Below are 25,000 nucleotides of genomic sequence, written 5' to 3' on the forward strand. Positions count from 1 at the left end.
TTCAGGCCTTGGGCGACGGCAGGGCGACGCCGGCCACCTGGGCGTAGAGGCGGGCCACCGAGGCGTCGTCGTCCCGGCCCATGCCGGAGCCGGACGCCATCAGGAACATCTGCAGCGCGGCGGCGGCCACCGGCACGGGGTATGTCTCCGCCCGCGCCATGTCCTGCACGATGCCCAGATCCTTGACGAAGATGTCGACCGCGCTTCTCGGGCTGTAGTCGCCGTCGAGGACGTGCGGCATGCGGTTCTCGAACATCCAGGAATTGCCGGCCGACGCCGTGATGACCTCGTAGACCTTGCGGAGATCCAAGCCCTGCTTGGCGGCAAAGCTCATGGCCTCGCTGGCGGCGGCGATGTGCACGCCGGCAAGCAACTGGTTGATCATCTTGAAGGCGGCACCCTGCCCGGCCGCGTCGCCGAGCTCGTAGAGCTTGCCGGCCATGGCGTGAAGGGCTGGGCGGGCCGCGTCGAAGGCCGCCTTCGTGCCGGAGGCCAGGAAGGTGAGTTCGCCCTCGGCCGCGCGGACGGCGCCGCCGCTCATCGGCGCGTCGAGGTAGTGGCGGCCGGTCTCCTCCAGGCGGGCCGCGAGGCGCCGGGCGACGGCCGGGTCCATGGTGACCGAGGAGACGAACACCGCGCCCTTGCCCATGGTCTCTGCAGCGCCGCCGGGCCCGAACAGCACGGCCTCGGTCTGGGCGGCGTTGACCACGACGCAGACCACGACATCGGCGCCCTCCGCCGCCGCCGCGGGGTTCGCCGCCGCCTGCCCGCCGGTCGCGGCGAAGCGCGCGACGGCGTCCGCGTCCACGTCGCAGGCCGCGACGGCGAAGCCGGCCCGGAGGAGCGAACCGGCCATGCCGGCGCCCATGGAGCCGAGGCCGATCACGGCGGCCCGCTGGGTCTGGGTGTTGATGCTCATGGGGACCTGTTCATGGGAGGGAGGGATCGGAGCGGGCAAATCGAAACGACGGTGCTGCGACCCATCCCGTCATCCCGGGCTCGCCTGTGGCGCTCCGGGATGACGGTGCGGGCTTCGGAGCCGCCGGCCGTCGGCGCAGCCGTCTCAGCGGTTGACCATCTGCTTCGGGGTGACGAACACGCAGACCGCGCCGATCACCAGCATGCCGGCCAGCGCGTACATGCCGGCGGCGGTGCTGCCCGTGGAGTCGCGCAGGGCGCCGATGACGTAGGGGCTGGCAAAGCCCGCGAGGTTGCCCACCGAGTTGATCAGCGCGATTCCGGCGGCCGCCCCCGCGCCGCTGAGGAAGGCGGTGGGCAGGGACCAGAACAGGGGTGCGCAGGTGAGCACGCCGCCGGCGGCCACGGCGAGCGCCGCGATGGCCACGACGGTGCTCCCCGTGCTGGCGGCGACCACGAAGCCCACCGCGCCGCAGAGGGCCGGGACGATGAGGTGCCAGCGGCGCTCGCGCATCCGGTCGGCGCTGCGGCCGAGCAGGATCATCACGAAGACCGCGAACAGGAACGGGATCGCGCTGACGAGGCCGATGTTCAGGTTGCCCTGGATGCCGGACGCCTTGACGATGGTGGGCATCCAGAAGGTCAGTCCGTACTGGCCGGTGACGAAGGCGAAGTAGATCAGGCTCATGAACCAGATCCGCCCGTTGCGGAACACGGTGGCGATGGAGTGGGGGCTCTGCTCCTTGCCGGCGCCGTCGGCGGCGATGTCGCGCTCGATGACCTGCTTCTCGGCGGCGGTGAGCCACTTGGCTTCGGAGGGGCGGTTGTCGAGGTAGAAGAACACCGCGAGACCCACCAGCACCGCCGGCACCGCCTCGATCAGGAACATCCACTGCCAGCCCGACAGGCCGTAGGTGCCGTTGAAGGCGTCCATGATCCAGCCGGAGAGCGGGTTGCCGAAGATGCCCGAGACGGGAATCGCCGACATGAACACGGCGATCACGCGGGCGCGGCGATGGGCCGGGAACCAGGTCGTGGTGTAGAGGATCACGCCCGGGTAGAAGCCCGCCTCGGCCAGGCCGAGCAGGAAGCGCATGATGTAGAACGAGGTGGCCGAGTTCACGAACATGAACCCGGCGGAGATGATGCCCCAGGTGATCATGATGCGGGCGATCCAGACCCGGGCGCCGACCCGGTGCAGGATCACGTTCGAGGGCACCTCGAACAGGAAGTAGCCGATGAAGAACAGGCCGGCGCCGAGGCCGTAGACGGTTTCGCTGAAGCCCAGCTCCTGGGACATCTGCAGCTTGGCGAAGCCGACGTTCACGCGGTCGAGATAGGCGACCACGTAGCAGAGCATCAGGAACGGCACGAGCCGCCAGAACACTTTGCGATAGGTCTGTTCGACGAAATCCGCCGCGGGCGCATCGACGCCCCGCGCGGTTGCGGCCTGAACGCTCATGTTTCCTCCTGCCGGCGCGCGTTGCACGTCGCCGTTCTGGCGTTGCACCATCTTGTTGCGGCACTACTCGTTGTGGCAGCGCTTGCATCTTGCGTAACAGATGATGGCAGCGCTGCCAATCTCATTGTTGCGGCCAACTAAGCTTGCTATGGGCTGTGCAGCCCGGGACCGGAGATGAAGGTCGACGATGAACGTCCAGAGGTCCCTGCACGAGCCGGAGCGCCGGCTCGTGACCCTGTCCGACGTGGCCCGCGAAGCCGGAGTCGGCGAGAGCACGGTCTCGCGCGTCCTGCGCAACCAGGGCTCGTTCTCGAAGCGCACGCAGGACCGGGTCGCGGAGGCGGTGGCGCGTCTCGGCTACGTGCCGAACCGGCTGGCCGGCATGCTGGCGGGCTCCGGTTCCACGGCGGGGGCCAAGCTCGTGGGGATCGTGATCCCGTCGCTCACCAACATCGTGTTCCCGGACCTCCTGCGGGGCGCCACGGCGGTCCTCGACCGCGGCGGCTTCCAGAGCGTGATCGGGGTCTCCGACTACGACCCGGAGCGGGAGGAGGCGCTGATCGGCGCCCTCCTCTCCTGGCGTCCCGCCGGCCTCATCGTCACCGGCCTGGAACACACGCCCGGCGCGCTCGCCCGCCTGCGGGCGAGCGGCATTCGCATCGTCGAGATGATCGACACCGACGGGGCCGGCCTCGACATCGTGGTGGGATTCTCCAACCGGGCGGTGGGCTGCGACAGCGCCCGGCACCTGCTGGCACGGGGCTACCGCCGCATCGGCTTTGTCGGCCACGACATCACGCAGGATCTCCGCGCCGCCAAGCGGCTCGCGGGGTTCTGCGAAACCCTTCGGGAGGCGGGCTGCCCCCTGGCGGAGCGCGAGATCGCGTCCGGACCCTCTTCGGCCGCTGCCGGGCGGGAGGCCCTGGCGCGGCTGGTCGGCCGCCGGCCCGACCTCGATGCGGTCTACTTCTCCAACGACGACATGGCGCTGGGCGGCTACTTCCACTGTCTCGCGGACGGGATCGCGGTGCCGGGACGCCTCGCCCTGTTCGGCTTCAACGCCCTCGACATCGCCGCCGCCCTGCCGCAGCCGCTGACCACCATCCGCACGCCGCGCCTGGAGATCGGCGCCGCCGCCGCCGAGCGCCTCGCCGCCGACGGCCCGGCCGAGACCGTCGATCTCGGCTACGAACTGATCGCGGGCGCCACCGCCTGAGATCGCCCCCTCCTCCCGTGACCTGAAGGGATTTCATGAGCGAATCGAAGCTTCGCGAGCAGATCTGCCGGTTCGGCCGCTCGCTGTTCGAGCGCGGCCTGACGCCGGGCTCGTCGGGCAACATCTCCCTGCGCCTGGACGACGGCGGCTGGCTGGTGACGCCGACCAACGCGTCGCTGGGCTTCCTCGACCCAGGCACGATCTCACGCCTGGACGCGAAGGGCGCCCTGGTCTCGGGCCACGCGCCCACCAAGGAGATCCCGCTCCATGCGGCGCTCTACGACAGCCGCACGGAGGCGCGCGCCATCGTCCATCTGCACTCGACCCATGCGGTGGCGGTGTCGATGCTGCCCGAGATCGACCCCAAGGCGGTACTGCCGCCGCTGACGCCGTATTACCTGATGCGCGCCGGGGCCACGGCCCTGGTGCCGTATTACCGGCCCGGCGACCCGGCGGTGGCGGACGCGATCCGGGGGTTGGCCGGCCGCTACGCCTCGGTGCTGCTGGCCAACCACGGCCCGGTGGTGGCCGGCTCCACCCTGGAGAACGCGGTCTTCGCGACCGAGGAGCTGGAAGAGACGGCCAAGCTCTACCTGCTCCTGCGCAACCTCAACCCGCGCCACCTCTCGCCGGGGCAGGTGCAGGACCTCGTCAGCCATTTCGGCCTGACCCTGCCGGAGCCCGACGGGCACGACCACGGGCACTGAGCGGCGCGCTGAAACGCGCGCTGCGCGGCCGAGGGCCCCGTCAGGCCGCCACCTCGATCTGCGCCGTGGGCAGGGTCGCGGCGATCTCGGCGGCGATGCCGGCCGAGGCGATGTTCTTGGACTTGGCCTCGATCTCGAAATCCGCCCAGGCCATGTGGCGGGCCACCAGGGCGTTCACGGCCCGGTTCCACATCATGTCGGAATGGGCGGCCAGATCGCGCCAGTTGTGACCGGCCTCGGTCAGGGCGGCGAAGTCCGGCAGGGTGTCGGGCGTATGCCCCTCCAGCAGGGCTTCGCGCGAGACGCTGATATGGGCCACGGGGCGCACGCCCCGCCAGGACTCGCGCACCCGGGCGACGCGGGGATCGTCGGGCTCGATGTACGCACCCCGGCTCTCGACCCAGTGGTGGTGCAGGTCGAGCACCACCGGCACGACGTCGGCCAGCTCCAGCACCGTGTCCAATCCGAAGAAATTCTCGTCGTTCTCGACGGTGAGGAGATCGCGCGCCGTCTGCGAGAGCTTGGGCAGGCTGGCGCGAAACCCTGCGATGCCGGGGTCGCGGGCACCGACATGGATGTTGATGTGGGCCCCGTGCGGATGCCAGCCCTGGCCGTAGCCGAGCATCGCCATGAGTTCGGCATGATGCTCCAGCTCCTCGATGCCGTTGCGCTGGGCCGCCGGGTTCTGCGAGGCGATGACGCAGAACGGGCCGGGATGGAAGCTCAGGCGCACCAAACCGGCCCGGGCGATCGCGCCGATCCGGGCGAGGCCGTCCTGGACGAGGCGGCGCATCTCGGGCTCGGCATAGAGGTCCCGCGCCACCGCGTGGGTGTAGCCGGGCAGGACGTTGCTGGCGATCCGCAGCAGGCGCTCGATCGCGGGCCGGGCGGCGACCCAGGCCACCTGCCGCTCCAGGGCACCGAGGTTGTGGCGCACGAGGCCCTCCAGCTTGTCCCGGCGCGCGGTGGGCGCCAGGGTCTTCAGGTGCGCCATGGTGGCGTGGGTGAGGTTCATCTGCAGGGTCGCCTCGCGGGCGGCCTTCAGGGTCTTGAAGGGCTCGGACGGTGGCTCGAGGATGAACTTGCAGCAGAAGCCGAGGCGGGGTGCGGAATCGGTCGAGGCTGGATCGGTCATGGGGCGATAACGCGGCGGAGCGGCATTGGTGCACGGCCGGAACCGGGGACCGGATGCGGTGCGTTGCCCCCGCGCCGACGGCCCCGTCGGCGCCGGAGAGTCCCATGGACGGCAAGTTTACTGAGGCCAAGCTCGCGGATCAGGTCCGGCGTGCGGCCGACCTCGCCCGTCGCCTGACCCTGGCCTATCCGCGGGGATCGCGCCGCGACGACTTCCCCTTCGCCGTGGTGGCGGCCTTCGACGCCGATATCCGGGGCCGCGTCGAGCGCGACCGCCGGATCGAGGACGAGCGCGACCGGGTGCTCATCGCCGCCGTCAACTTCGCCGAGACGCCGCCCGACGACGAGCCCGAGGCCGTGGAGCCGGCGCGAAGCGCCCTCGTGGCGGCCATCGACTATCTCGAGGAGGCGACCCTGCGCTTCGGGATCGTCAACCGCGAGGGGGCGCGGCTCGGCTACGGCGAGGCCGGCCAGCGGGTCGCGACCCTGGCCTGACGGGCGCCCCGCCGCGCTTCGCCGAATTTGTGATGCCCTGCCCTGCGACCCCGGGCCCGGCCCGCGCGTTACCCACACCCGCCGGCGCGATTCCGACGGGTCGTCCTACCAAAGTGGTCTCCTCCCGATGCGTCGCCTGTTCCCCGTCTTCATCGCCGCCGTCGCTCTCCTGGCGGGGGTGATCCTGTTCACCTTCGTCAAGCACGGCGACACCGCCCACACCCAGCCGGTGCCGGAAGCCGGCGCGAGCGCCCGCTGATGCCGCGCTGGTTGCCCCTGGCGGGCGCCGCCCTCCTCGCCATCCTGGTGGTGATCGGCCTCGGGTTCTGGAAGTACGATCGCCTGCAGGAGGCGCGCATCGAGAATGGCGGACGTCCGGCCATCCCCGCCTGCGCGCCCGACCGCATCGGCGAGACGGGACTGGCCGCCAACTGCCCCGGCACCGCCTTCCCGCCCGCCAAGGCACCCTGAGGGATCAAGGCACCCTGAGGAACCGGACGCGGCGTCCGAGACCCGGAGTGGGTAAGGGAGGCTGGACGGATGCACGCTCCCCCTGCCCGGTCCGGCCTCGGCGCCTTCCCGGCCTTCGTCTTCCTGCAGGGCAGCCTCTACGCCGCCTACGGGATGGTCTCGCCGTTCCTGCCGAGCTTCCTCGGCGACCGCGGGCTCGACGCCTCCGAGATCGGCATCGTGCTCGCAGGCGGGACGCTGATGCGCCTCGTGGCCGGACCGGTGGCGGGGCGGATCGCGGATCGCCTCGACGCCACCCGGGCTGTCCTCGCCGCCGGAGCCGCCGCCGCCGGGCTCCTGGCCTTCGCCACCCTCCTGGGGCACGGCTTCCCCGCGCTCCTCGTCCTGGGCCTTGCGCAGGCCCTCGCCCTCGCGGCCCTCGCGCCCCTGGCCGATGCCCTCACCCTCGCGGCGATGGAGCGGGAGAGGACCTTCGCGTATGGGTGGGTCCGAGGCGCCGGTTCGGCCGCCTTCATCCTGGCGACCCTGGTGTCCGGGCAGGCCGTCGCCTGGGCCGGCCTGCCCAGCATCCTGGTCTCGAGCGGGCTGCTGTTCCTGCTCACCGCCCTCGCCGTCCGCGGGGTGCCCGCGGCCCCGCGGACCGGACACCCGAGCTCCCCGGCTCCGGAAGCGCCCACCCGCACCACCCTGCGCGCCCTGCTCGCGGTGCCGCTCTTCCGGCGGGTGCTCCTGGTGGCGGCCCTCGTCATCGGCAGCCACGCCCTGCACGAGGCCTTCGCGGTGATCCGCTGGCGGGCGGCGGGCCTCGGCCCCGGCACCGTCAGCCTGCTCTGGTCCCTGGCCGTGCTCTCGGAGGTCGTTGTGTTCGTCCTGTGCGGCTCCTGGCTGCTGGAGCGCCTCGGCACCGCCGGGGCGGCGATGCTGGCGGCCGGCGCCGGGATCCTGCGCTGGGCGATCCTGGCGACCACGGTGGCGGTGCCGATGCTGGCGATCGGCCAGGCCCTGCACGGCTTCACCTTCGCGCTGCTGCACCTGGCCAACATGCGCCTCCTCGCCGACCTCGTACCCGCCCGTGGCGCCGCCACAGCCCAGACCCTCTACGCGACCCTCGGCCTCGGGCTCGCGAACACCGTCCTGACCGGCCTGTCCGGGTGGCTCTACGGGCGGTTCGGGGCGGATGCGTTCTGGAGCATGGCGGCGCTCTGCGCGGGCGCGCTGCCCCTGGCGGCCGGCCTCCGGCGCCCCGCCCCGCAGGCCGTCTGAACCCGGGTCAGGGCCGGCACGCCCGCAGGAAGAAGTCGAGCGAGCGCTTCAGCGTCGCGCGCTTGACGTGGGTCATGCCCGGCCGCTCCAGGCCCAGCTCCGTCCGGTCGACGAAACCCCGGATGGTCAGGCCCAGGAAGGCATCGGCCGCGTGCCGGACATCGTCCACCGCGATCGCACCGGAGCGCACGCCGTCCTCCAGGCAGCGCTCCACCAGGGGCACCACCCGCGCCAGTCCGAAATCGTGGAGGGCCCGGGCGAATTCCGGGAAGCGTCCGGCCTCGGCCACCATCACCCGCCGGAACGCGATACAGTCCGGCGTCACCACGGTCTCGAGGATCGCCAGGGCGATGCGGTGGAGGCGCTCCTCCACCGATCCGGCTTCCGCCGCCACCTTCTCGATGGAGGGCACGTTCTCCTCGATGAAGCGCACGCACACGGCCTCGAACAGATCGACCTTCGAGGCGAAGCGCGCGTAGATCGTCTTCTTCGAGAGGCCGGCCGAGCCCGCGATGGCATCGATGCTCGCCGCCTCGAAGCCCTCGGTGAGGAACACGACCCGGGCGGCGTCGAGGACGCGCAGCAGCACGTCGCCCTCGGTCCCGCGCGGCGGGCGACCGAGGCGCCGGGGTGGCGACGGCATCACGTCCCTCTGAGCCACGGCGCGGTGTCCTCCCCCCGGGAAACGATGCCAGTCCTCTCCGGGGAAGACCAGGGACGCGGCGTGATGCGGATGTGGACCCGCGGCGTCCCGACCCGCTCCGTCAGAAGAACGCCTGCAGGCCCGTCTGCGCCCGGCCGAGGATCAGCGCATGGACGTCGTGCGTGCCCTCATAGGTGTTCACCGTCTCGAGGTTCTGAGCGTGACGCATCACGTGGTACTCGCCCATGATGCCGTTGCCGCCGTGCATGTCGCGGGCGACCCGGGCGATGTCGAGCGCCTTGCCGCAGTTGTTGCGCTTGATCAGCGAGATCATCTCGGGCGCCATCCGGCCCGCGTCGAACAGGCGCCCGACGCGCAGGGCGGCCTGGAACCCGAGGGCGATCTCGGTCTGCATGTCGGCGAGCTTCTTCTGCACGAGCTGGGTCTGGGCCAGCGGTCGGCCGAACTGCTTGCGCTCCAGGGTGTAGGACCGGGCCCGGTGCCAGCAATCCTCCGCCGCCCCCATGGCGCCCCAGGCGATGCCGTAGCGGGCCCGGTTCAGGCAACCGAACGGCCCCTTCAGGCCCGAGACGTTGGGCAGGAGCGCGTCCTCGCCGACCTCGACGTCCTCCATCACGATCTCGCCCGTGGTGGAGGCGCGCAACGAGAGCTTGCCCTTCAAGGTGGGCGCGGAGAGACCCGGCATGCCCTTCTCCAGGATGAAGCCTCGGATCGCGCCCTCATGCGCCTCGGACTTGGCCCAGACCACGAAGACGTCGGCGAAGGGCGCGTTCGAGATCCACGTCTTGGCCCCCGACAGGCGGTAGCCCCCGTCGGTCTTCACGGCCTTCGTCGTCATGCCGGCCGGGTCCGAGCCGGCATCGGGCTCGGTCAGGCCGAAGCAGCCGATCCACGCCCCCGAGGCGAGCTTGGGCAGGAATTTCTGGCGCTGCGCCTCCGAGCCGTAGGCGTGGATCGGGTACATCACGAGGGAGGATTGCACGCTCATCATCGAGCGGTAGCCGGAATCCACCGCCTCGACGGCACGGGCCACGAGGCCGTAGGCGACGTAAGTCGCGCCGGCGCCGCCATAGGCCTCCGGCAGGGTGACGCCGAGGAGCCCGCGCTCGCCCATCTTCCGGAACAGCTCCGGGTTGCTGGTCTCCTGCGCGTAGGCTTCGACGATGCCGGGCAGGAGCTCCTCCTGCGCGAAGGCCCGGGCGGCCTCGTGGATGGCGCGCTCGTCGTCGCTGAGCTGGTCGTCGAGGAGGAAGGGATCGTCCCAGGCAAAGCTCGCCGAGGCGGGGGCGGTGGGCGCGGCGGAGCCGGGTGGGCGCGTCGGGGCGTTCATGGGGCGGTTCCTCGGGTTTCTGTGTTTTCGCGACCCTAACAGGCTCCGTCGGCGAGGCCACCTGTCCGGCCCGGAATCGGTTCCGGGATCGGGACCGAAACCTGATAGACAGGCGCGGCTTGAAGCGGTGCTCCGGATGCCGCCCGCACGAGAGGGAGAACCGATCATGGCCGAGACGACGGCGCGCGACGACGGCTCCCGCTCCCCTGCGCGGCCCCTGCCGCTCGACGGCATCCGCGTGCTCGACCTCTCGCGCGTGCTCGCCGGGCCCTGGAGCGCCATGTGCCTCGGCGACCTCGGCGCCGAGGTGATCAAGATCGAGCACCCGGAGCGCGGCGACGACACCCGCGACTGGGGCCTGCGCACGGGGGCCACCAACACCTCGTACTTCGACGCCGCCAACCGCAACAAGCGCTCGATCACCCTCGACCTCGCCACCCCGGAGGGCCTCGCCGTGGCGCGCGACCTCGCCCGCACCTGCGACGTGGTGGTGCAGAACTTCAAGACCGGCGGCGCCGACCGCCTCGGCCTCGGCTACGCGGACCTGAGCGCCGAGAACCCGCGCCTGATCTACTGCTCGATCTCCGGCTACGCCTCGGATGGGCCTGAGGCGACGCGGCCCGGCTACGACATCGTGGTCCAGGGCGAGGCCGGCCTGATGGCGCTGAACGGCGAGGCCGGCCGCCCGCCCCTGAAGTTCGGCCTCGCGGCGGTCGATCTCTTCACCGGGCAATACGCGGCCCAGGGGGTGCTCGCCGCCCTGTTCGAGCGCGAGCGCACCGGGCGCGGACGCCACATCGAACTCGCCCTGTTCGATTGCGGCCTGGCGCTCACCGCCTATTGCGGTCTGGAGGCGATGGTGCGCGGGCACGACCCCGCCCGCGCCGGCAACGCCCATCCGTCGATCGCCCCCTACGGCGTGTTCCAGGCCGGCGACGGACCCATCGTGCTGGCGGTGGGCAACAACGCGCAGTATCGCCGCCTCTGCGAGGGGGTCCTGGAGCGGCCGGACCTCGCCGCGGACCCGCGCTTCGCCACGAACCTGGAGCGCTCCCGCAACCGTGCGCAGTTCCTGCCGGCGATCGAGGCCGAGCTCGCCCGCTGGACCCGTGCCGATCTCATCGCCCGGCTGGACGCGGCCGGCATCCCCTGCGGCGAGGTGCTGGGCCTGCACGAGGCCCTGACCTCCGACAGGGCCCGGGCCGGCAACCTCGTGCTGCCCCAGGGCGGCGACGTCGATCCCACCGCCTACGTCCTCGCCCCGCCCTACCGCCTCGACGGGGAGCGCCTGCCCGTCCGCCGCATGCCGCCGGCCCTCGGAGCGTCGAGCGCCGAGATCCGGGCGGACTGCGCGGCGCGGCGCGCGGCGGAGGCCGAGCGCCCCTCGGGCGACCCGGTCAAACCGGCAGGAGGGTGAACCCGAGGCTCTGGCCGAGGAACCGAGCCGTGATCCGGCCCGGGCCGGTCAGGTCGAAGGGCATCGAGAGCGTGCCGGTGGAGACGAGGCTGCCGGCCGGGATCGTCGTGCCGCGCTCGCGCGCCACGGCCATCAGGTCCGTGAGCGCGGCCAGGGGATCGGTCTCGTCCTCCCCCGTCACGGCCCGCACCCGCTCCACGCCATCGACCTCGACCACGAGGCCGCGCGCCACTTCGGCGAGGTCTCCCGTGGCCAGCACGGGGCCGAGCACCAGGGCCTGGAAGGCCGAATTGTCGGCCGCGAAGCTCGGCCAGCCGACGGCACGCCGATCGACGTAGCGGGACAGCACGAGCTCGAACGCCGCGCGGGTTTCGCCGACGACCTCGGCCGCCGGAACCACGGGGGCGTCGGGGGCGATGTCGCGGGCGATCCCGTAGGCGATCTCGAACTCGATCGTCACCGCCCCGGCATGGGGCATCCGGAGTTCGGCCCCGTCGCCATGGAGCCGGTCCCGCAGTACCCGCCCGGCGATGGAGCGGCCGACCCCCGAGCTGCGCTTGCCCTTGTGGCTGCCGATGGCGAGCTTCCAGCCAGCGAATTCTGCGCCGAGCGCCGCCACGAGCCGGTCCTGGACGTCGTAGCCCTCGGACATCGTGCGCGGACGGACGGCCTCGGGCAGTTCGCCGAGCTGCCGCCCCGCGCGATAGGCCGCCAGCAGCAGGTCCGCGGCGGGCTGGGGATCGTAGGCTTTCAGCACGGCTTCGGGCAGGAATTCTGACATGGCGGACCTCTTCGCGGCGTCGGGCCGGATGCCCAGGCTCTAGCGGATCTTTGCGTCGGCCGGTGGGCGATTCCGCCGGATCGGGCTGGCCCGGCTCCCCGCCTCATCCGGGGGGGCGCCGCGCCGCCGGCACCGCTCCGATCCCGAAAACAGGATCGATCGGTGGAGACAGAACGGAGGGGCGGCTCCGCGGGGGGGCCTCGACAAGCGCGTCGGCTGAGCCGCCGGTCGAACGATCTTGGCTGCGAAAGGATCTTGGCTGCGAACATAGAGCGGCACCGCCGACAGGATCTGGGGCGGTCGGCGCCGGAGTTCGGGCGATCTCACACGGGCGGGCAGAGATATGTTGGCAATTTCTATTGCCGGACGATCCATCCGGTCGGGGAACCGATCCCAGGGCACAGAATTATACTTCTCGATAACATCTCCGGAGGAACGCCACGTGAAATTCTCGACGATTGCCGGCGCCGCTGCCATTTTCGCGATCACGGCCGGGACCGCGCTCGCCGCGCCCTGCAACACCGGCTCGACGAAGGGCACCAGCCCGGGTCAGCAGACCATGAACGACAAGAGCTCGACGGCCGACCAGGGCAGCAAGAACCTCGCGGGCGGCCAGCAGCCCGCCTCCCCCGGAACGGTCGGCGCGATGAACAACGTGGGCGCCAACCAGATGGTCGGCGACAAGCCCGGTTCGGAGGGCAAGAACGACCAGGGCGGCGGTGTCGGCACGTCCAGCAAGAACCTCGCGGGCGGCCAGCAGCCGGCCTCGCCCGGGACGGTGGGCGCCATGAACAATGCCGGCGCCAACCAGGAGATCGGCAAGAAGGGCGACGATTGCTGATCGCCTGACGCCAACGGCACCATCAGGACGCCCGCCCGGTCTCGCCCGGGCGGGCGTTTTCGTGCGCTTCGCGGGCGGGACCGGACGCCGCCTCCGGGACGGGAGATCCCGTCAGGTGTCCCGCGCGCTCCCGACCAGGGCCGCCGTCCGGTCCCGCAAGGCCTGGAGGCTGCGGTAGCCGACCGAGGCGGCGACCTGGCGCGGCGCCCACCCATCGGCCGCCAGGGCCAGGGCTCGCACGACCCGGGCCCTGGCCCGCCATTGCCCGAAGGTGAGCCCCGTCTGCCGGCGGAATCCCCGCGTCAGGGTCCGGCGGCTCAGGCCCGCCCGCGCGGCCCAGGCATCGAGATCGAGCGCTCCGGCCGGATCGTCGATCACGCCGAGGCAGACTCGCCGGAGCCGGGCATCGCGCGGCAGGGGCAGGGTCAGGCGTGTCTCCGGGGCGCGTCCGACCTCGTCGAGGATGAGGGCTGCCAGGTGCCCACCCCGGCTGGCCTCGTCGTAGAGCACCGGCTCGTTCGTCAGGGCGGCCAGCGCGGCGGCGAGGAGGGCCGAGACCTCGATGACCCGGGCCCGGCTCGGAAAGCCGGCGATCGCCTCCCGCGCGAGATAGGCCGAGCACATCGCCACATCCCCGTGCATGACGACGGCGTGCGGAAGGCTTGGCGGAATCCACAGGGCATGTCCTTCCGGCACGACCCAGGTCCCGTCCTCGGCCGTCGCCATCATCAGGCCGGCGGTGGCGTAGAGAAGCTGGGCTCGCGGATGGTGGTGCCGGTCCGTGCCGCTGCCGGCCGCGAAGGTCTTGGGCATCACCGCGACCGCGCGCGGGACAGCCTGGTAATCCTCCGCCCGGATCGAACGCATCGGCGTCTCCCTGGCCCGATCGCGTACGCCTTCGGCCCGACGCCATTCAACGGGTCAGGTAAACGGGAGGCAAGTCCCTGCGGAAGGCTGCCGGTGTCTGAGCACGAGGCGCAGCCGACGCGGATGCTTGCCGGAGGAGAGGACCGACCGATGGACGCCGAGACCCTGTCCCGCCGGACCCTGCGCTTCGTCAATGTGGCGCATGCCCTCGACCACTTCGTCCTGCTGATCTACCCCACCGCGGTGATCGCGATCGCGGCGCAGACGGGCCGGAGCTACGGCGAACTGATCCCGCTCGCCACCGGCGCCTTCGTGGCCTTCGGGCTCTGCGCCCTGCCGATGGGCTGGCTCGCCGACCGGTTCGGGCGTCGCACCCTGCTGGCGATCTTCTTCTTCGGCTACGGCCTGTCCTGCCTCGGCGTGGCGAGCGCGGGCAGTCCGACGGCGTTCCTGGTGTGGCTCTGCATGCTCGGGCTCGCCTCCGCGATCTATCACCCCGTCGGCTCCACCATGCTGGTGAGCCATGCCCGTCGCCTGGGGCGCGACCTCGGCGTGAACGGCGTCTGGGGCAATCTCGGGGCCGCAACCGCATCGGGCGTGACGGCGCTCCTCGCCACGGCGTTCGGCTGGCAGGCGGCCTTCGTGGTGCCGGGCCTGGTCTGCCTCGCCTGCGGGACGGCGTTCCTGGCCCTCGTGCCGGGCGACGGCGCCGGATCGCAGGGCCGGGCCGGGGGCAAGCCCGTCCTCCCGGTCGCGCGCCCGATCCCGCTCCTCTGCGTGTTCGCCTTCGCGGTCGTGGCGGGCGGGATGACCTTCAACATCACCACGATCGCCCTGCCCAAGGTGGTCGACGAGCGCGTCGGCGCCGGGCTGCCCCTGTTCCTGATCGGATCGGTGGCCACCCTCGTCTTCGCCTTCGGTGCCCTGACCCAACTGCTGATGGGCCGCCTCATCGACCGCTACAGCCTGCCGGTCCTCTTCCTCGGCCTGTCCATCCTGCAGCCCCTCGGCCTCGGCCTCGCGGCGATGAGCACGGGCGTGCCGCTCCTGGCCGGCCTCGTGCTGACGATGGCGGCGCTCTACGGACAGGTCGTGATCAACGACGCGATGGTGGCCCGCTACGTGCCCCCGCTCTACCGCGCCCGGGCCTACAGCGTGCGCTACTTCCTCGGCTTCACCGTCAGCGGGTTCGTGGTGCCGTTGATCGGCCTCCTGCACGACCGGGGCGGCTTCGGCCTCGTGCTGGGAATCGCGGCGGCGTTCGGCGCCGTCATCGCCGCCGCCGCCCTCGGCTTCTTCGTCCTCACGCGGCAGCCGGCATCCCCCGCGGTCGCCCCCGCGGCCTGACGACGGCGGCCCTAGCCCTCGCCGTCCGGCGGCGGCTCGGCGCGCAGGAAATCGAAGTCGCAGCCCTCGTCCGCCTGCAGCACCGACCCGTAGAACAGGTGCGCGTAGCCGCGCCGCGCCCAGTCCGGTCGTTGCGTCGGGCCGAGGGCGGTGCGGCGGGCCTCCAGGACCGCGTCGTCCACGAGGACGTCGATGCGCCGGCCGGCGGTGTCGAGGCGGATGCGGTCGCCGGTCCGGACGAGCCCGAGGGGACCGCCGACGGCGGATTCCGGCGTGATGTGGAGCACGATGGTACCGAAGGCCGTCCCGCTCATGCGGGCGTCGGAGATGCGCACCATGTCCTTGATCCCGCGCGCCAGGATCTTCTTCGGGATCGGCAGGTAGCCCGCCTCCGGCATGCCGGGCGCGCCCTTCGGGCCGCCGTTCTGGAGCACGAGGACGTCGTCCGGCCCGACATCGAGGTCGGGGTCGTCGATCCGGGTGGTCATGTCGGCGATGGAGCCGAACACCACCGCCCGGCCGGTGTGCTGGAGCAGGGCCGGGCTCGCGGCGCTGTGCTTGATCAGGGCGCCGCGCGGGGCGAGGTTGCCGCGCAGCACCGCCATGGCGCCGACCGGCTTGATCGGATCGTCGGCGGAGCGGATCACGGTCTGGCCCGGCACCGCTTCGGCCGCCGCCACCACGTCCCGCAGGGTGCCGCCCGCGACCGTGGCGGCGTCGAGGTCGATCAGGGCTCCGAGGTTCCGGAGCAGGGCCGGCACGCCGCCGGCATGGTGGAAATGCTCCATGTAGTGCTGGCCGGAGGGCTTCAGGTCGACGAGCACGGGCACGGCGCGCCCGAGGGCGTCGAAGGCATCGAGGTCGATCCCGTGCGGCGTCCGGTTGGCGATGGCGGTCAGGTGGATCAGGCCGTTGGTCGATCCACCGATCGCCTGCAGGACGATCTGGGCGTTGCGGAAGGCGGCCGGCGTCAGGAGTTCGCTCGGCCGCGGACCGCCCGAAACCGCCATCTCGGCGGCACGGCGACCGCTCGCCTCGGCGATGCGGATGCGCTCGGCATGGGGGGCCGGCACCGTGGCGCTCATCGGCAGCGACAGGCCGAGCCCCTCCGTCACGCAGGCCATGGTGCTGGCGGTGCCCATCACCATGCAGGTGCCCACCGAGGGGGCGAGGCGGCCGTTGACGCGCTCGATCTCGGCTTCGTCGATCTCGCCGGCGCGGTGCGCGCTCCAGAGCCGGCGGCAATCGGTGCAGGCGCCCAGGACCTCGCCCTTGTGATGGCCCACCACCATGGGACCGACGGGGATGACCACGGTGGGCAGGTCGACGCTCGCCGCCGCCATGATCTGCGCCGGCAGGGTCTTGTCGCAGCCGCCGATGACGAGGACGGCGTCCATCGGCTGGGCCCGCAGCATCTCCTCGGTGTCCATCGCCATGAGGTTGCGCAGGAACATCGAGGTCGGATGCGCGAAGCTCTCGTGGATCGAGATCGTCGGGAATACCATGGGCAGGCCGCCGGCGAGCATCACGCCGCGCTTGGCCGCCTCGATCAGGGCCGGGGCGTTGCCGTGGCACGGGTTGTAGTCGCTCGCCGTGTTGGTGATGCCGACGATCGGCCGGTCGAGGGCGTCGTCCGAGTAGCCCGCCGCCTTGATGAAGGCCTTGCGCAGGAACAGGGAGAAGCCCGCGTCGCCGTAGCTGGTGAGGCCCTTGCGCAGACCTTTGCTCATGATGCGCGTCCGGTTCCGGGTGTCAGGGGGCCACGCGGGCGCGCGGGTCGACGCGGGCGATGCGCGACAGGAGGTAGTCGACTTCCCGCCGCCCTTGCGCCGACAGGCTCGCGGCCGGCTTGCGCTGGGCGTCCGAGGCGAAGATCCCGCGCTTCTGGAAGACGTACTTGCGCACGGCCAGGCCCAGGGGACCCTGCTGCTGCTCGTATCGCAGATACGGCAGGTGCGCGTCGAAGAGGTCGTGGGCCGCGTCGCGTTCGCCGGCCCGTGACAGGCGCACGACGTCGACGAGCATCTCCGGGAAGGCGTAGCCGGTGTTGGCCCCGTCCGCGCCGCGCTCCATCTCGAAATCGAGGAACAGGCCGCCGTTGCCCGTGAGGATCGCGATGTGGCGCATCGAGCCGTCCTGCTCGAAGCCGCGCAGGGCGGTGATCTTGTCGAGGCCCGGCCAGTCCTCGTGCTTGAGCATGACGCAGGACGGGTTCTCGGTGACGATCCGGCGGATGACGGCCGGCGTCATCACCACCGAGAAGGTGAGCGGGTAGTCCTGGATCACGAAGGGCACGTCGGGGCCGATCGCCTCGGCCGCGTTGCGGTAGTAGGCCACCACCTGGTCGTCGGTGCGCAGGGTGTTGGGCGGCCCGATCATGACGCCGGCAGCGCCGAGCTCCATCACCTCCCGGGCGAGCGACCGCATGGCCGCGAAGCCCGGGGCCGAGACGCCCACGAGGACCGGCACGTCCACGCGCCCGATGACCCGCCGGGCGATGGCCACCGCCTCGGCATGGTCGAGCTTGGGCGCCTCGCCGAGCTGGCCCAGGATGGTCAGGCCGTCGATGCCCGCGCCGAGGAAGAACTCGGACATCCGGTCGAGGGAGGTCTCGTCGACCCGGCCATCGGGGTGGAAGGGCGTCGGGGCGATCGGGATCACCCCCTTGATCGCGCTGGTGAGAGCCATGGTGTCTTCCTTGGGGGGCGGTGGGGGGCGAGGAACGGAAGGGTCAGCGGACCGCCGGCGCTGCCGGCACTATCGGATTGACGAGGTTGCGCGGCGGCTGGCCGCGCAGGATGCACAGCATCGCCTCGACGGCGCCGAGGCCCATCACCCGCAGGCTGTTGGCGCTGGTGCCGGCCACGTGCGGCGTCAGGAGCAGGTTCGGGCAGGCGAGGTAGGGGTGGTCCACGGGCAACGGCTGGGTCTCGAACACGTCGAGGGCGGCGCCCGCGATGGCGCCCGCCCGCAGGGCCGCCGCCAGGGCGTCGGACCGCACGATGGGCCCCCGCGCCACGTTGATCAGCACCGCGCCCGGCCGCATCCGGCCGATCAGCGCCGCATCGACGAGCCCGCGCGTCTCCGGGGTCAGCGGGCAGGCGACGACGACGGCGTCGCTATCCGAGAACAGCGTCTCCCGGTCCACCGGCTCGATCAGCCCGCCGGCGGTGTGCGGGCTTCGGGAATGGCCGAGCACCCGCAGGCCGAAGCCGTGGCGGGCGATGGCGGCGACCCGGCGGCCGATCTCGCCGGTGCCGAGGATGCCCAGGGTCGTCCCGCCAATCTCGCCGAGATCGCTCGCCCGGGATTTCGCCGGGAGCCAGCCGGCCTCGCGCAGGGTCCGGTCCAGGGGCCCGAGCTGGCGGCGCAGGTGGAACAGGGCCGCGAAGACGTACTCGGCCACCGCCTGGGTGTTGCTGCCGGGCAGGTTGGCCACCGGGATGCCGCGGGCGGTCGCCGCCGCCAGGGGCACGAAGTCGAGTCCGACGCCGTGGCGGACGATGCCGCGCAGGAGGGGCGCGTGGTCGAGGATGTCGTCGGGCAATTGCGCCCGCACGATCAGGCCCGCCGCCTCGGCCGCCAGGGCGCGCAGGGTCTCGGGCCGGGTGTCCGCGGCGGTGACCACCCGGGCCTCGCCCGTGAGCCGGGCGACGGCCTCCGGATGGATCGGATTGGTCAGGACCACCAGGGGGCGGAGGTCTGGCGATCGTTCGGGCCGGGATGCGCTCACGCTCTGTCTGCCTTCGGGAATGCGGGCGGGGCCGATCCGGGATCGGGCGGCCTGCGGTGGCTCAGGGGTCCTGTCCCGCCACCTCGATGCGGGCCTTGAGGATCTCGATGAGGGCACGGTCGCGGCGCTCCGCCAGGACCGCGAGCGAGCGGCCGGCGGCCTCCGCCGCGATCCCGGCCACGATCCGGTCCTTCACGTCCTCGGTGAGCTCCGGGGTCCCGAGGCTGGCCCAGCGCCGGACCTGGCTCGGCCCGAGATGGTCGAGATAGTGCCGGATGCCGCCCGCCCCGCCCCCGAGATGATAGGTCATGTGCGGCCCCATCGCGGCCCAACGCAGGCCGGGGCCGTTGCACAAGGCGGCGTCGATGTCGGCGACGCTCGCCACCCCTTCGGCCACGAGGTTGACGGCTTCCCGGTAGAGGGCCGAGGCGAGGCGGTTGGCGATATGGCCCGGCATCTCGCGGGCGAGCACCACCGGACGGCGCCCGAGCCGGGCGTAGAAGGCGGCGGCCCGGGCCGCCGTGGCGGGGTCGCCCGCCACGATCTCCACCAGGGGCACGAGATGGGGCGGGTGGAACGGGTGGGCCACCAGGATCCGCTCCGGCCGGGCGCAATCGGCCACGAGGGCGCTGCGCAGCATCGCCGAAGTGCTCGAGGCGACGAGGATCGAGGGGGGCAGCCGGCGATCGACCTCCATGAGCAGCGCGCGCTTCACCGCCTCGTTCTCCGGCGCGTTCTCCTGCACGAAATCCGTGTCCGCGAGCGCGTCCTCCAGACGGTCGTGGAAGCGCAGCGTGCCCTGCCCGTTCAGGCCGAGCTCGGACAGCTGCGCCCGCGCCGCCTCCACCGCACGGAGGGCCGCCGCCGCGAAGCCGGGCGCCGGGTCGTAGGCCGCCACGTCGAGGCCGTAGGCGAGGAACAGGGCCGCCCAACTGGCGCCCAGGGTGCCGCAGCCCAGCACGGTGACCCGTTCGATTTCATCCGCTTCGATGGCCGTCAAAACTCTCTCCCGGGCGGGTTTACTTTCGAATCCAGAATACGCTTATTCAAGCCCGTACCGACCGTTTTCGCGGCGGACGAAGCGGGCGACACGACCCGCGACCGGAGGAAGCCGATGTTCAAGCGTCATGCGACCGCGCGCGCAGCCCTGCTCGTTCTCGCGACCCTGGGGGCCCTCGGCAGCGCCCGGGCCGAGGACGTGGTGCGCCTCGGCAACCTGAAATTCGCCCATTACGGCGCGATCTCCTACATGAAGGAGATCGCGCCGAAATATGGCCTGAAGATCGACGAGAAGGTCTTCGCCAAGGGCGCCGACATCTATCCCGCCATGGCGGTGGACCAGATCGACATCTCGGCCTCGGGCGCCGACGGCGCGGTGGCCGCGCGCGGCAACGGCGTGAAGCTCTACGTGGTGGCGGGCTTCGCCAATGGCGGCGTGCGCATCCTGCGCCGGCCCGACCTCGACACCGTCAAGACCTTGAAGGACGTCAAGGGTCTCAAGGTCGCCACCGTCCGGGGCGGCACCCAGGACCTGATGCTTCTGGCCGAGCTCGACAAGCACGGGATGACCTGGTCCGAGCGCGCCGGCAAGGACGTGCAGCTGATCTACTTCAACAACTACGCCGACCTGAACCAGGCGCTGTCGCAGAAATACGTCGACGTGATCTGCCAGAGCGAGCCGCAATCGACCCAGGCCATCAGCGCCGGCTACGCCACCGAGGTGGTCAAGCCCTACGATACCCCCATCGGCGTGCCGGTGCGCCCGCTGGTGATGACCGAGAAGATGTACAACGAGCGGCCCGAGGTCGCCGCCAAGGTCCTGAAGCTGTTCGTGGCCGCCACCAAGGCCTTTATCGACGATCCGGCGCTGGCCGAGAAGTACGTCCGCGAGACCGTGTTCAAGGGCCAGCTCTCGAGCCAGGATTTTCGCGACGGCATGGCCAACGCGAAGTACACCTACGACGTCCCGGCCGGGCACATGCAGACGACGACCGACTACATGATGAAGTACGGCCTCGGTAAGATGGTGAACCCGCCGAAATCCGATGCCGAGTGGGTGAAGACCGACCTCCTCGACAAGGCCAAGGCCGAGCTCAAGACGAACTGAACCGCAGCATGAACCGGCTTCGCGGCGCCATCGTCCCCCTCGTCCTCCTCGTCCTGTGGGAGATCCTCAGCCGGGCCGGCGTGTTCTCCCCCATCGTGCTGCCGCCGCCGAGCGCGGTGGCGGTGAAATGGTATCACGGCCTCCTGCCCGGCCTGCCCTACGACCCGGCGATCGAAAGCCACTGGCGCTGGATGCTCTCCGGCGAGATGCCGCACGACGCGGTGGCGAGCCTCGGCCGCGTGATCATGGGGTTCTGCGTCGGGGCCGGGCTCGCGGTGCCGGTCGGCCTCATCCTCGGGACCAGCGATCGGCTCTACGCGCTGTTCAACCCGCTTCTCCAGATCCTGCGGCCGATCCCGCCCATCGCCTACATTCCCCTCGCCATCGTGTGGTTCGGCCTCGGCAATCCGCCGGCCCTGTTCCTGATCGCGCTGGGCACCTTCTTCCCCGTGCTGGTCAACACCATCGCGGGGGTGCGGCAGGTGGATTCGATCTACATCCGCGCGGCCCGCAACCTCGGGGCGAAGCCCTGGACGATGTTTCGCCGGGTGATCCTGCCGGCGGCGAGCCCCTTCGTGCTTGCGGGCATGCGCATCGGAATCGGCACCGCCTTCATCGTGGTCATCGTCGCCGAGATGATCGCGGTCTCGGACGGGCTCGGCTACCGCATCCTCGAGGCGCGCGAGTACATGTGGTCGGACAAGATCATCGGCGGCATGCTCACCATCGGCATCCTCGGCCTCATCATCGACGGGGCGATGTCGCGCCTCAACGACCACCTCCTACGCTGGCATCGCGGCCTTGAACGCTGAACCGGGACGCCTCACCATGTCGGCGCACATCGAGATCGCCCACGCCAGCAAGGTGTTCGGGACGGGCGCCGGCGCCGTGCCGGCGCTGGACGACATCACCGCGACGGTGCCGGAGGGGCAGTTCCTCTGCCTCCTCGGGCCGTCCGGCTGCGGCAAGTCCACCCTGCTCAACGCGGTGGCGGGCTTCACGCCCCTCAGCGCCGGGCAGATCCGCATGGGCGGGCGCCCGGTGACGGAGCCGGGGCCGGACCGGGGCATGGTCTTCCAGGAATACGCCCTGTTCCCCTGGATGAACGTGGAGGACAACGTCCGCTTCGGTCTCGACATCCAGGGCGTGCCGCGGGCCGACGCCACGGTGACGGTGGACCGCATCGTGGCCACCCTCGGCCTCTCGGATTTCCGCAAGCGCTACCCGAAGGACCTGTCCGGCGGCATGCGCCAGCGCGTGGCCATCGCGCGCATCCTGGCGCTGGACCCGCCCGTGATGCTGATGGACGAGCCCTTCGGTGCGCTGGACGCCCTGACCCGCCGCACCCTGCAGGACGAGCTCCTGCGGATCTGGGCCGAGTCCCGCAAGACGGTGGTCTTCGTCACCCACTCGATCGAGGAGGCGATCTACCTCGCCGACCGCATCCTGGTGATGACCTACCGGCCGGGCCGCATCAAGCGCGACATCACGGTCGAAATTCCGCGCCCGCGCGACACGGCCTCGGGCGAGTTCAACGCCCTCAAGCGCGAGCTTGCCGGGCTGGTGATGGCCGAGCAGCAGCGCTTCACCCGCGCGGAGCTGCATGGCGCGGCCGTGGATTGAGCGCAGCCCTTCGACCGGACAGAAGAAACGCCCGCAGGCCGGTGGGCCGCGGGCGCTGAAGGTTGTTGCCAATCACCCGAGGACCAGCACGGGCAGCCCGGGAATGAAAGCGGTTCGGGCGCCGGCTGGCAAGATCAAAAGCGTCCCATGATCGGTGGCGCCTGGCCAGAACGGTCGCTTATTCAGAAAAGGGCCCTTTGCGCAGGCCCTCGGACAACTGGAGTGCCTCGAGGACGGCCTTGCCGATGCGGTCCGCCTCGTCCTCGCCGGCGGCATTGGCCAGGACGACGGCCACGGGGCGGGGCACCGACAGGGCCTGCGCCCCGACCGTGACCTGAAGCTCGTCGCCGTGGGGGGCCTCGATGCGGCGCAGGCCCACGCGCAGGCCCGCCGCTTCCCCGAAGACGCGCTCCAGGCCCGCGAGGGCCTCCCGGCTCGTGCCGAAATCGCCCGTGATGACGTCAGCCATGCGTTCTCTTCCTTCCGGCCGGTGGGGCGGATGCGCGGACCCGGTCGCCGACGGACTGAGCACAGGCAGGTCGGGCGATCAGGAGGTCGACCATTCCCGCTTGACCTCGTCGGCCGGCCGGTCGAGGCGCACGGTGTTGCCCTCGACGGACTGGACGAAGTCCACCGGAATGAAATGGTGGAGGCCCCCCGCCTCCGCGTCCGTCTTCGTCAGCTTGATCTCGCCTTTATCGACGTGATCGACGGTGCCGACATGGGCGCCGTCCGAGCCGACCACGTCGGCATGTTCCTGGATCTGCGAGACATCGACCATCGGCATCACTCCCTGTTGCCACGTCAACGGGAGCGGCGAGGCGGTGTTCCGGCCCTCAGGACGGGGTGCAGGACCCGAGGCCGGCCGGGCAGGCCCGGTCGCGCCGCGCGGCGCGCGCCATGTTGATGAGTTCGCGGGCGGTGAGGCCGCGTGCCGGGATTTCGGAGGCATCCGGCCGGGCGGTCGCGGGTTTCGTGGTCAGGATCGGTCGCCCGAGGGCGAGGCCGCTGGATTGCAGCGTGGTGTCGTGACTCCGCCAGAGCCGCCGGAGCCGCAGGGCCCGAGCCTTGTCGGCCCGGGTTTCCTCGGTCCGGGCGCTGCCGACCCGCGTGTCGATTTCTGCCGTCATTCGTCCCCGTCCCGTTCCTGTGGGCGGGCGAATAGCAAAGCTTGCGCGGCGGCGACATTCTTGAAGTGGCGGCTCCCTGCTCTAGGGCCCGGATCACCGGACCCTCGACCTCCGCCAGGAAGGCCAGGTCCTCCACGGGCAGGCCCAGGGGCCTCTGGCGCCGCGTCACGCCGGGGTCTTCATCGATCCTTAACCATGATGCGTCAGGGTGTGCTCAAGCCGGTGGCGCCCTTGGGGCGCCAGACCGGCGACGGCCATGCCGCCGGATCGGGTGACGCCGGATGTACGCGCACCGGATCCTGGCGGGCATGCCCGTCGGAGTCGCGCGTTCGCGGAACCGCGAAACCCTCGCGCCGGATGCGGCGTTGATGCTGATCCCTCGGGCAGGGTCTCGCCTCGGGCTCCCTGCGTGCCCGGACAGCCTGCCTCAACCCGACGCATCCGGACGGTGACGCATGGCCCTCCTCTTCGCCCTCCTCCTCATCGGCATCCCCATGGCGCTGGCCGCGATGGAACTGGCCCGCATGCGCGCTTCGCGCCCGCTCTGAGGACACGCGCCGAGGCCCGAGTCGGGGGGCAGCGCCCCCGCGGGCAGCCCCGGCCGCAGATCGCGTTCCGACGGACCTCTCCCCAGGGGTGGCCCCACCCGCGGTCGATTGGGGGGGAACGTGGAGCGGGGCCACACTGGCCATCGGGGGGACGCGGCCAGCCCTTCGACTATGACCGGCGCGCCGGGGGCGGCATTCACCCACGTTACGACCCGTGCAAGAAGAATCCCGCGCCGGGTGGCGCTTCGCATGAGCGTCACGCAGGGGGACGGCCCCTCCGCTTTGCCTCAGCGCATCAGCCGCTCCTGCAGGAAGCGGTCCTTGCGGCGCTTCGAGACGTAGGACCGAGCGGCGTAGCCGAGGGCAAATCCCAGCGCGATCATGACCAGAACGGCCAGGAGCTGGAGCAGGAACGCGATCAGGACGCCGAGTGCGATGCCCAGGGCGAAGAGCGCATAGCCGGTGCCGCGGGTGCGCGGCTTGCTCATTTCCACGGCGGCGGCCAGGCGGACCCCATGGATGTTCCTCTGGATCGAACCCCGGAGGGATTCGATCCAGGCGCCGAAAGTGTTGGAACCGTGCATCGGACGTCGCTCTGCGTGAAGGCGGGTGGTGAATCTGCCACCCATCAGCCTATCGCAAGCGCATCGGCTTGGTGAAGGGCGGCCCCGGGAGGATGCTTCGGCTGTCCCGTCCCGTCCCTGCTCGTTCGGCGCAGTCGAGGCCCCGTCAGGCCACGCGCGAGGTCGGGCGTGCGGCTCTGTTCAGAAGGCGTTGGTGCGGCGGGTGATTTCGGCGAGGACGGTGCGCATGAGGATCTGGAGGTCGAGGCGCAGGCTCTGGTTCTCGATGTACCAGAGGTCGAGGGCGGCGCGGCGCTGCATGTCGGCCAGGGTGGGGGTGGGCCCGCGCGAACCGTTGATCTGGGCCCAGCCGGTGATGCCGG

The 25,000-nt window shown here is 71.4% G+C and carries 28 protein-coding genes; 12 read left to right on the top strand and 16 right to left on the bottom strand.

Annotated features, from left to right (window positions below):
* Position 1: 1 nt before the first annotated feature.
* Both ltnD and AC6EUL_RS20605 read right to left on the bottom strand, forming a co-directional pair.
* Positions 2 to 919, bottom strand: a complete 918-nt coding sequence (gene ltnD, locus AC6EUL_RS20600) for an L-threonate dehydrogenase (protein WP_499872369.1) — start codon at positions 917 to 919, stop codon at positions 2 to 4.
* A gap of 144 nt (positions 920 to 1,063) precedes the next feature.
* Positions 1,064 to 2,380 (bottom strand): MFS transporter, encoded by a 1,317-nt coding sequence (locus AC6EUL_RS20605; RefSeq protein WP_499872371.1) that lies wholly within the window; start codon positions 2,378 to 2,380, stop codon positions 1,064 to 1,066.
* Positions 2,381 to 2,567: 187 nt separating this feature from the next.
* Between AC6EUL_RS20605 and AC6EUL_RS20610 the strand changes: the two genes are divergently transcribed.
* Both AC6EUL_RS20610 and otnC read left to right on the top strand, forming a co-directional pair.
* Entirely contained in the window at positions 2,568 to 3,596 is a 1,029-nt protein-coding gene (locus AC6EUL_RS20610; protein ID WP_056216625.1) for a LacI family DNA-binding transcriptional regulator, read from the top strand.
* Positions 3,597 to 3,631: 35 nt separating this feature from the next.
* Complete coding sequence (gene otnC / locus AC6EUL_RS20615) at positions 3,632 to 4,303, top strand: 3-oxo-tetronate 4-phosphate decarboxylase (RefSeq protein WP_056349486.1); 672 nt, start codon at positions 3,632 to 3,634, stop codon at positions 4,301 to 4,303.
* A 40-nt stretch (positions 4,304 to 4,343) separates the two neighbouring features.
* Here otnC and AC6EUL_RS20620 read toward each other — a convergent pair whose 3' ends face one another.
* Entirely contained in the window at positions 4,344 to 5,438 is a 1,095-nt protein-coding gene (locus AC6EUL_RS20620; RefSeq protein ID WP_056216620.1) for a UV damage endonuclease UvsE, read from the bottom strand.
* A 104-nt stretch (positions 5,439 to 5,542) separates the two neighbouring features.
* On the opposite strand from AC6EUL_RS20620, the gene AC6EUL_RS20625 reads away from it, so the two are divergent.
* From AC6EUL_RS20625 to AC6EUL_RS20640, 4 genes are all read left to right on the top strand, one after another.
* A complete protein-coding gene (locus AC6EUL_RS20625) occupies positions 5,543 to 5,932 on the top strand; it encodes a hypothetical protein (RefSeq protein ID WP_056216618.1) in 390 nt (129 codons plus the stop codon).
* A gap of 127 nt (positions 5,933 to 6,059) precedes the next feature.
* Positions 6,060 to 6,191, top strand: coding sequence for a hypothetical protein (locus tag AC6EUL_RS20630; protein ID WP_274533606.1), 132 nt, complete (start codon positions 6,060 to 6,062; stop codon positions 6,189 to 6,191).
* On the top strand, positions 6,191 to 6,403 hold the full coding sequence (locus AC6EUL_RS20635) for a hypothetical protein (protein WP_056271132.1): 213 nt from the start codon (positions 6,191 to 6,193) through the stop codon (positions 6,401 to 6,403). The genes AC6EUL_RS20630 and AC6EUL_RS20635 overlap by 1 nt, the downstream gene beginning before the upstream one ends.
* Before the next feature lie 69 nt (positions 6,404 to 6,472).
* Positions 6,473 to 7,666 carry an MFS transporter gene (locus AC6EUL_RS20640; RefSeq protein ID WP_056216614.1) on the top strand — a complete coding sequence of 398 codons (1,194 nt, stop codon included), beginning with the start codon at positions 6,473 to 6,475 and terminating at the stop codon, positions 7,664 to 7,666.
* Positions 7,667 to 7,673: 7 nt separating this feature from the next.
* On the opposite strand, the gene AC6EUL_RS20645 is transcribed toward AC6EUL_RS20640, so the two are convergent.
* Both AC6EUL_RS20645 and AC6EUL_RS20650 read right to left on the bottom strand, forming a co-directional pair.
* Positions 7,674 to 8,327, bottom strand: coding sequence for a TetR/AcrR family transcriptional regulator (locus tag AC6EUL_RS20645; RefSeq protein ID WP_156389826.1), 654 nt, complete (start codon positions 8,325 to 8,327; stop codon positions 7,674 to 7,676).
* Between the two features lie 103 nt (positions 8,328 to 8,430).
* The gene (locus tag AC6EUL_RS20650; RefSeq protein ID WP_056271125.1) at positions 8,431 to 9,660 is read right to left on the bottom strand and encodes an acyl-CoA dehydrogenase; all 1,230 of its coding nucleotides are present in this window, start codon (positions 9,658 to 9,660) and stop codon (positions 8,431 to 8,433) included.
* Between the two features lie 166 nt (positions 9,661 to 9,826).
* On the opposite strand from AC6EUL_RS20650, the gene AC6EUL_RS20655 reads away from it, so the two are divergent.
* On the top strand, positions 9,827 to 11,077 hold the full coding sequence (locus tag AC6EUL_RS20655) for a CaiB/BaiF CoA transferase family protein (RefSeq protein ID WP_499872377.1): 1,251 nt from the start codon (positions 9,827 to 9,829) through the stop codon (positions 11,075 to 11,077).
* On the opposite strand, the gene AC6EUL_RS20660 is transcribed toward AC6EUL_RS20655, so the two are convergent.
* A complete protein-coding gene (locus AC6EUL_RS20660) occupies positions 11,058 to 11,858 on the bottom strand; it encodes a 2-keto-4-pentenoate hydratase (protein WP_499872379.1) in 801 nt (266 codons plus the stop codon). The two genes, AC6EUL_RS20655 and AC6EUL_RS20660, sit on opposite strands and share 20 nt — an antisense overlap.
* 442 nt (positions 11,859 to 12,300) lie before the next feature.
* Here AC6EUL_RS20660 and AC6EUL_RS20665 point away from each other — a divergent pair, with 442 nt between their 5' ends.
* Entirely contained in the window at positions 12,301 to 12,699 is a 399-nt protein-coding gene (locus AC6EUL_RS20665) for a hypothetical protein (RefSeq protein WP_056216603.1), read from the top strand.
* A 111-nt stretch (positions 12,700 to 12,810) separates the two neighbouring features.
* Here AC6EUL_RS20665 and AC6EUL_RS20670 read toward each other — a convergent pair whose 3' ends face one another.
* Positions 12,811 to 13,566: a helix-turn-helix domain-containing protein gene (locus AC6EUL_RS20670; RefSeq protein ID WP_499872381.1), complete on the bottom strand. Its 756-nt coding sequence runs from the start codon at positions 13,564 to 13,566 to the stop codon at positions 12,811 to 12,813.
* A gap of 150 nt (positions 13,567 to 13,716) precedes the next feature.
* Between AC6EUL_RS20670 and AC6EUL_RS20675 the strand changes: the two genes are divergently transcribed.
* Complete coding sequence (locus AC6EUL_RS20675; RefSeq protein WP_499872384.1) at positions 13,717 to 14,913, top strand: MFS transporter; 1,197 nt, start codon at positions 13,717 to 13,719, stop codon at positions 14,911 to 14,913.
* An 11-nt stretch (positions 14,914 to 14,924) separates the two neighbouring features.
* On the opposite strand, the gene AC6EUL_RS20680 is transcribed toward AC6EUL_RS20675, so the two are convergent.
* The 4 genes from AC6EUL_RS20680 to AC6EUL_RS20695 form a co-directional block, all read right to left on the bottom strand.
* Positions 14,925 to 16,643 (bottom strand): IlvD/Edd family dehydratase, encoded by a 1,719-nt coding sequence (locus tag AC6EUL_RS20680; RefSeq protein ID WP_499872386.1) that lies wholly within the window; start codon positions 16,641 to 16,643, stop codon positions 14,925 to 14,927.
* A 22-nt stretch (positions 16,644 to 16,665) separates the two neighbouring features.
* Entirely contained in the window at positions 16,666 to 17,601 is a 936-nt protein-coding gene (locus AC6EUL_RS20685) for a dihydrodipicolinate synthase family protein (protein WP_499872388.1), read from the bottom strand.
* 43 nt (positions 17,602 to 17,644) lie between these two features.
* Complete coding sequence (locus AC6EUL_RS20690; protein ID WP_499872390.1) at positions 17,645 to 18,646, bottom strand: NAD(P)-dependent oxidoreductase; 1,002 nt, start codon at positions 18,644 to 18,646, stop codon at positions 17,645 to 17,647.
* Positions 18,647 to 18,707: 61 nt separating this feature from the next.
* Positions 18,708 to 19,646, bottom strand: a complete 939-nt coding sequence (locus AC6EUL_RS20695) for a 3-hydroxyacyl-CoA dehydrogenase NAD-binding domain-containing protein (protein WP_499872392.1) — start codon at positions 19,644 to 19,646, stop codon at positions 18,708 to 18,710.
* Positions 19,647 to 19,760: 114 nt separating this feature from the next.
* Between AC6EUL_RS20695 and AC6EUL_RS20700 the strand changes: the two genes are divergently transcribed.
* The 3 genes from AC6EUL_RS20700 to AC6EUL_RS20710 are packed head-to-tail and all read left to right on the top strand — an operon-like array spanning position 19,761 to position 22,376.
* Positions 19,761 to 20,753, top strand: coding sequence for an ABC transporter substrate-binding protein (locus AC6EUL_RS20700; protein WP_082514194.1), 993 nt, complete (start codon positions 19,761 to 19,763; stop codon positions 20,751 to 20,753).
* A gap of 8 nt (positions 20,754 to 20,761) precedes the next feature.
* A complete protein-coding gene (locus tag AC6EUL_RS20705) occupies positions 20,762 to 21,565 on the top strand; it encodes an ABC transporter permease (protein ID WP_056216591.1) in 804 nt (267 codons plus the stop codon).
* 16 nt (positions 21,566 to 21,581) lie between these two features.
* On the top strand, positions 21,582 to 22,376 hold the full coding sequence (locus AC6EUL_RS20710; RefSeq protein WP_499872395.1) for an ABC transporter ATP-binding protein: 795 nt from the start codon (positions 21,582 to 21,584) through the stop codon (positions 22,374 to 22,376).
* Between the two features lie 178 nt (positions 22,377 to 22,554).
* Here AC6EUL_RS20710 and AC6EUL_RS20715 read toward each other — a convergent pair whose 3' ends face one another.
* From AC6EUL_RS20715 to AC6EUL_RS20735, 5 genes are all read right to left on the bottom strand, one after another.
* Positions 22,555 to 22,845, bottom strand: coding sequence for a hypothetical protein (locus AC6EUL_RS20715; protein WP_056216586.1), 291 nt, complete (start codon positions 22,843 to 22,845; stop codon positions 22,555 to 22,557).
* 78 nt (positions 22,846 to 22,923) lie between these two features.
* Positions 22,924 to 23,157 carry a DUF2171 domain-containing protein gene (locus tag AC6EUL_RS20720; RefSeq protein WP_056216583.1) on the bottom strand — a complete coding sequence of 78 codons (234 nt, stop codon included), beginning with the start codon at positions 23,155 to 23,157 and terminating at the stop codon, positions 22,924 to 22,926.
* A 55-nt stretch (positions 23,158 to 23,212) separates the two neighbouring features.
* Complete coding sequence (locus AC6EUL_RS20725) at positions 23,213 to 23,506, bottom strand: hypothetical protein (RefSeq protein ID WP_056216580.1); 294 nt, start codon at positions 23,504 to 23,506, stop codon at positions 23,213 to 23,215.
* A gap of 835 nt (positions 23,507 to 24,341) precedes the next feature.
* A complete protein-coding gene (locus AC6EUL_RS20730) occupies positions 24,342 to 24,638 on the bottom strand; it encodes a hypothetical protein (protein WP_056349444.1) in 297 nt (98 codons plus the stop codon).
* A gap of 180 nt (positions 24,639 to 24,818) precedes the next feature.
* Positions 24,819 to 25,000 (bottom strand): sugar transferase (locus AC6EUL_RS20735; protein WP_499872399.1); only part of this gene is annotated, 182 nt, incomplete at its 5' end.

This window comes from Methylobacterium sp. 001424705 (assembly GCF_059816145.1).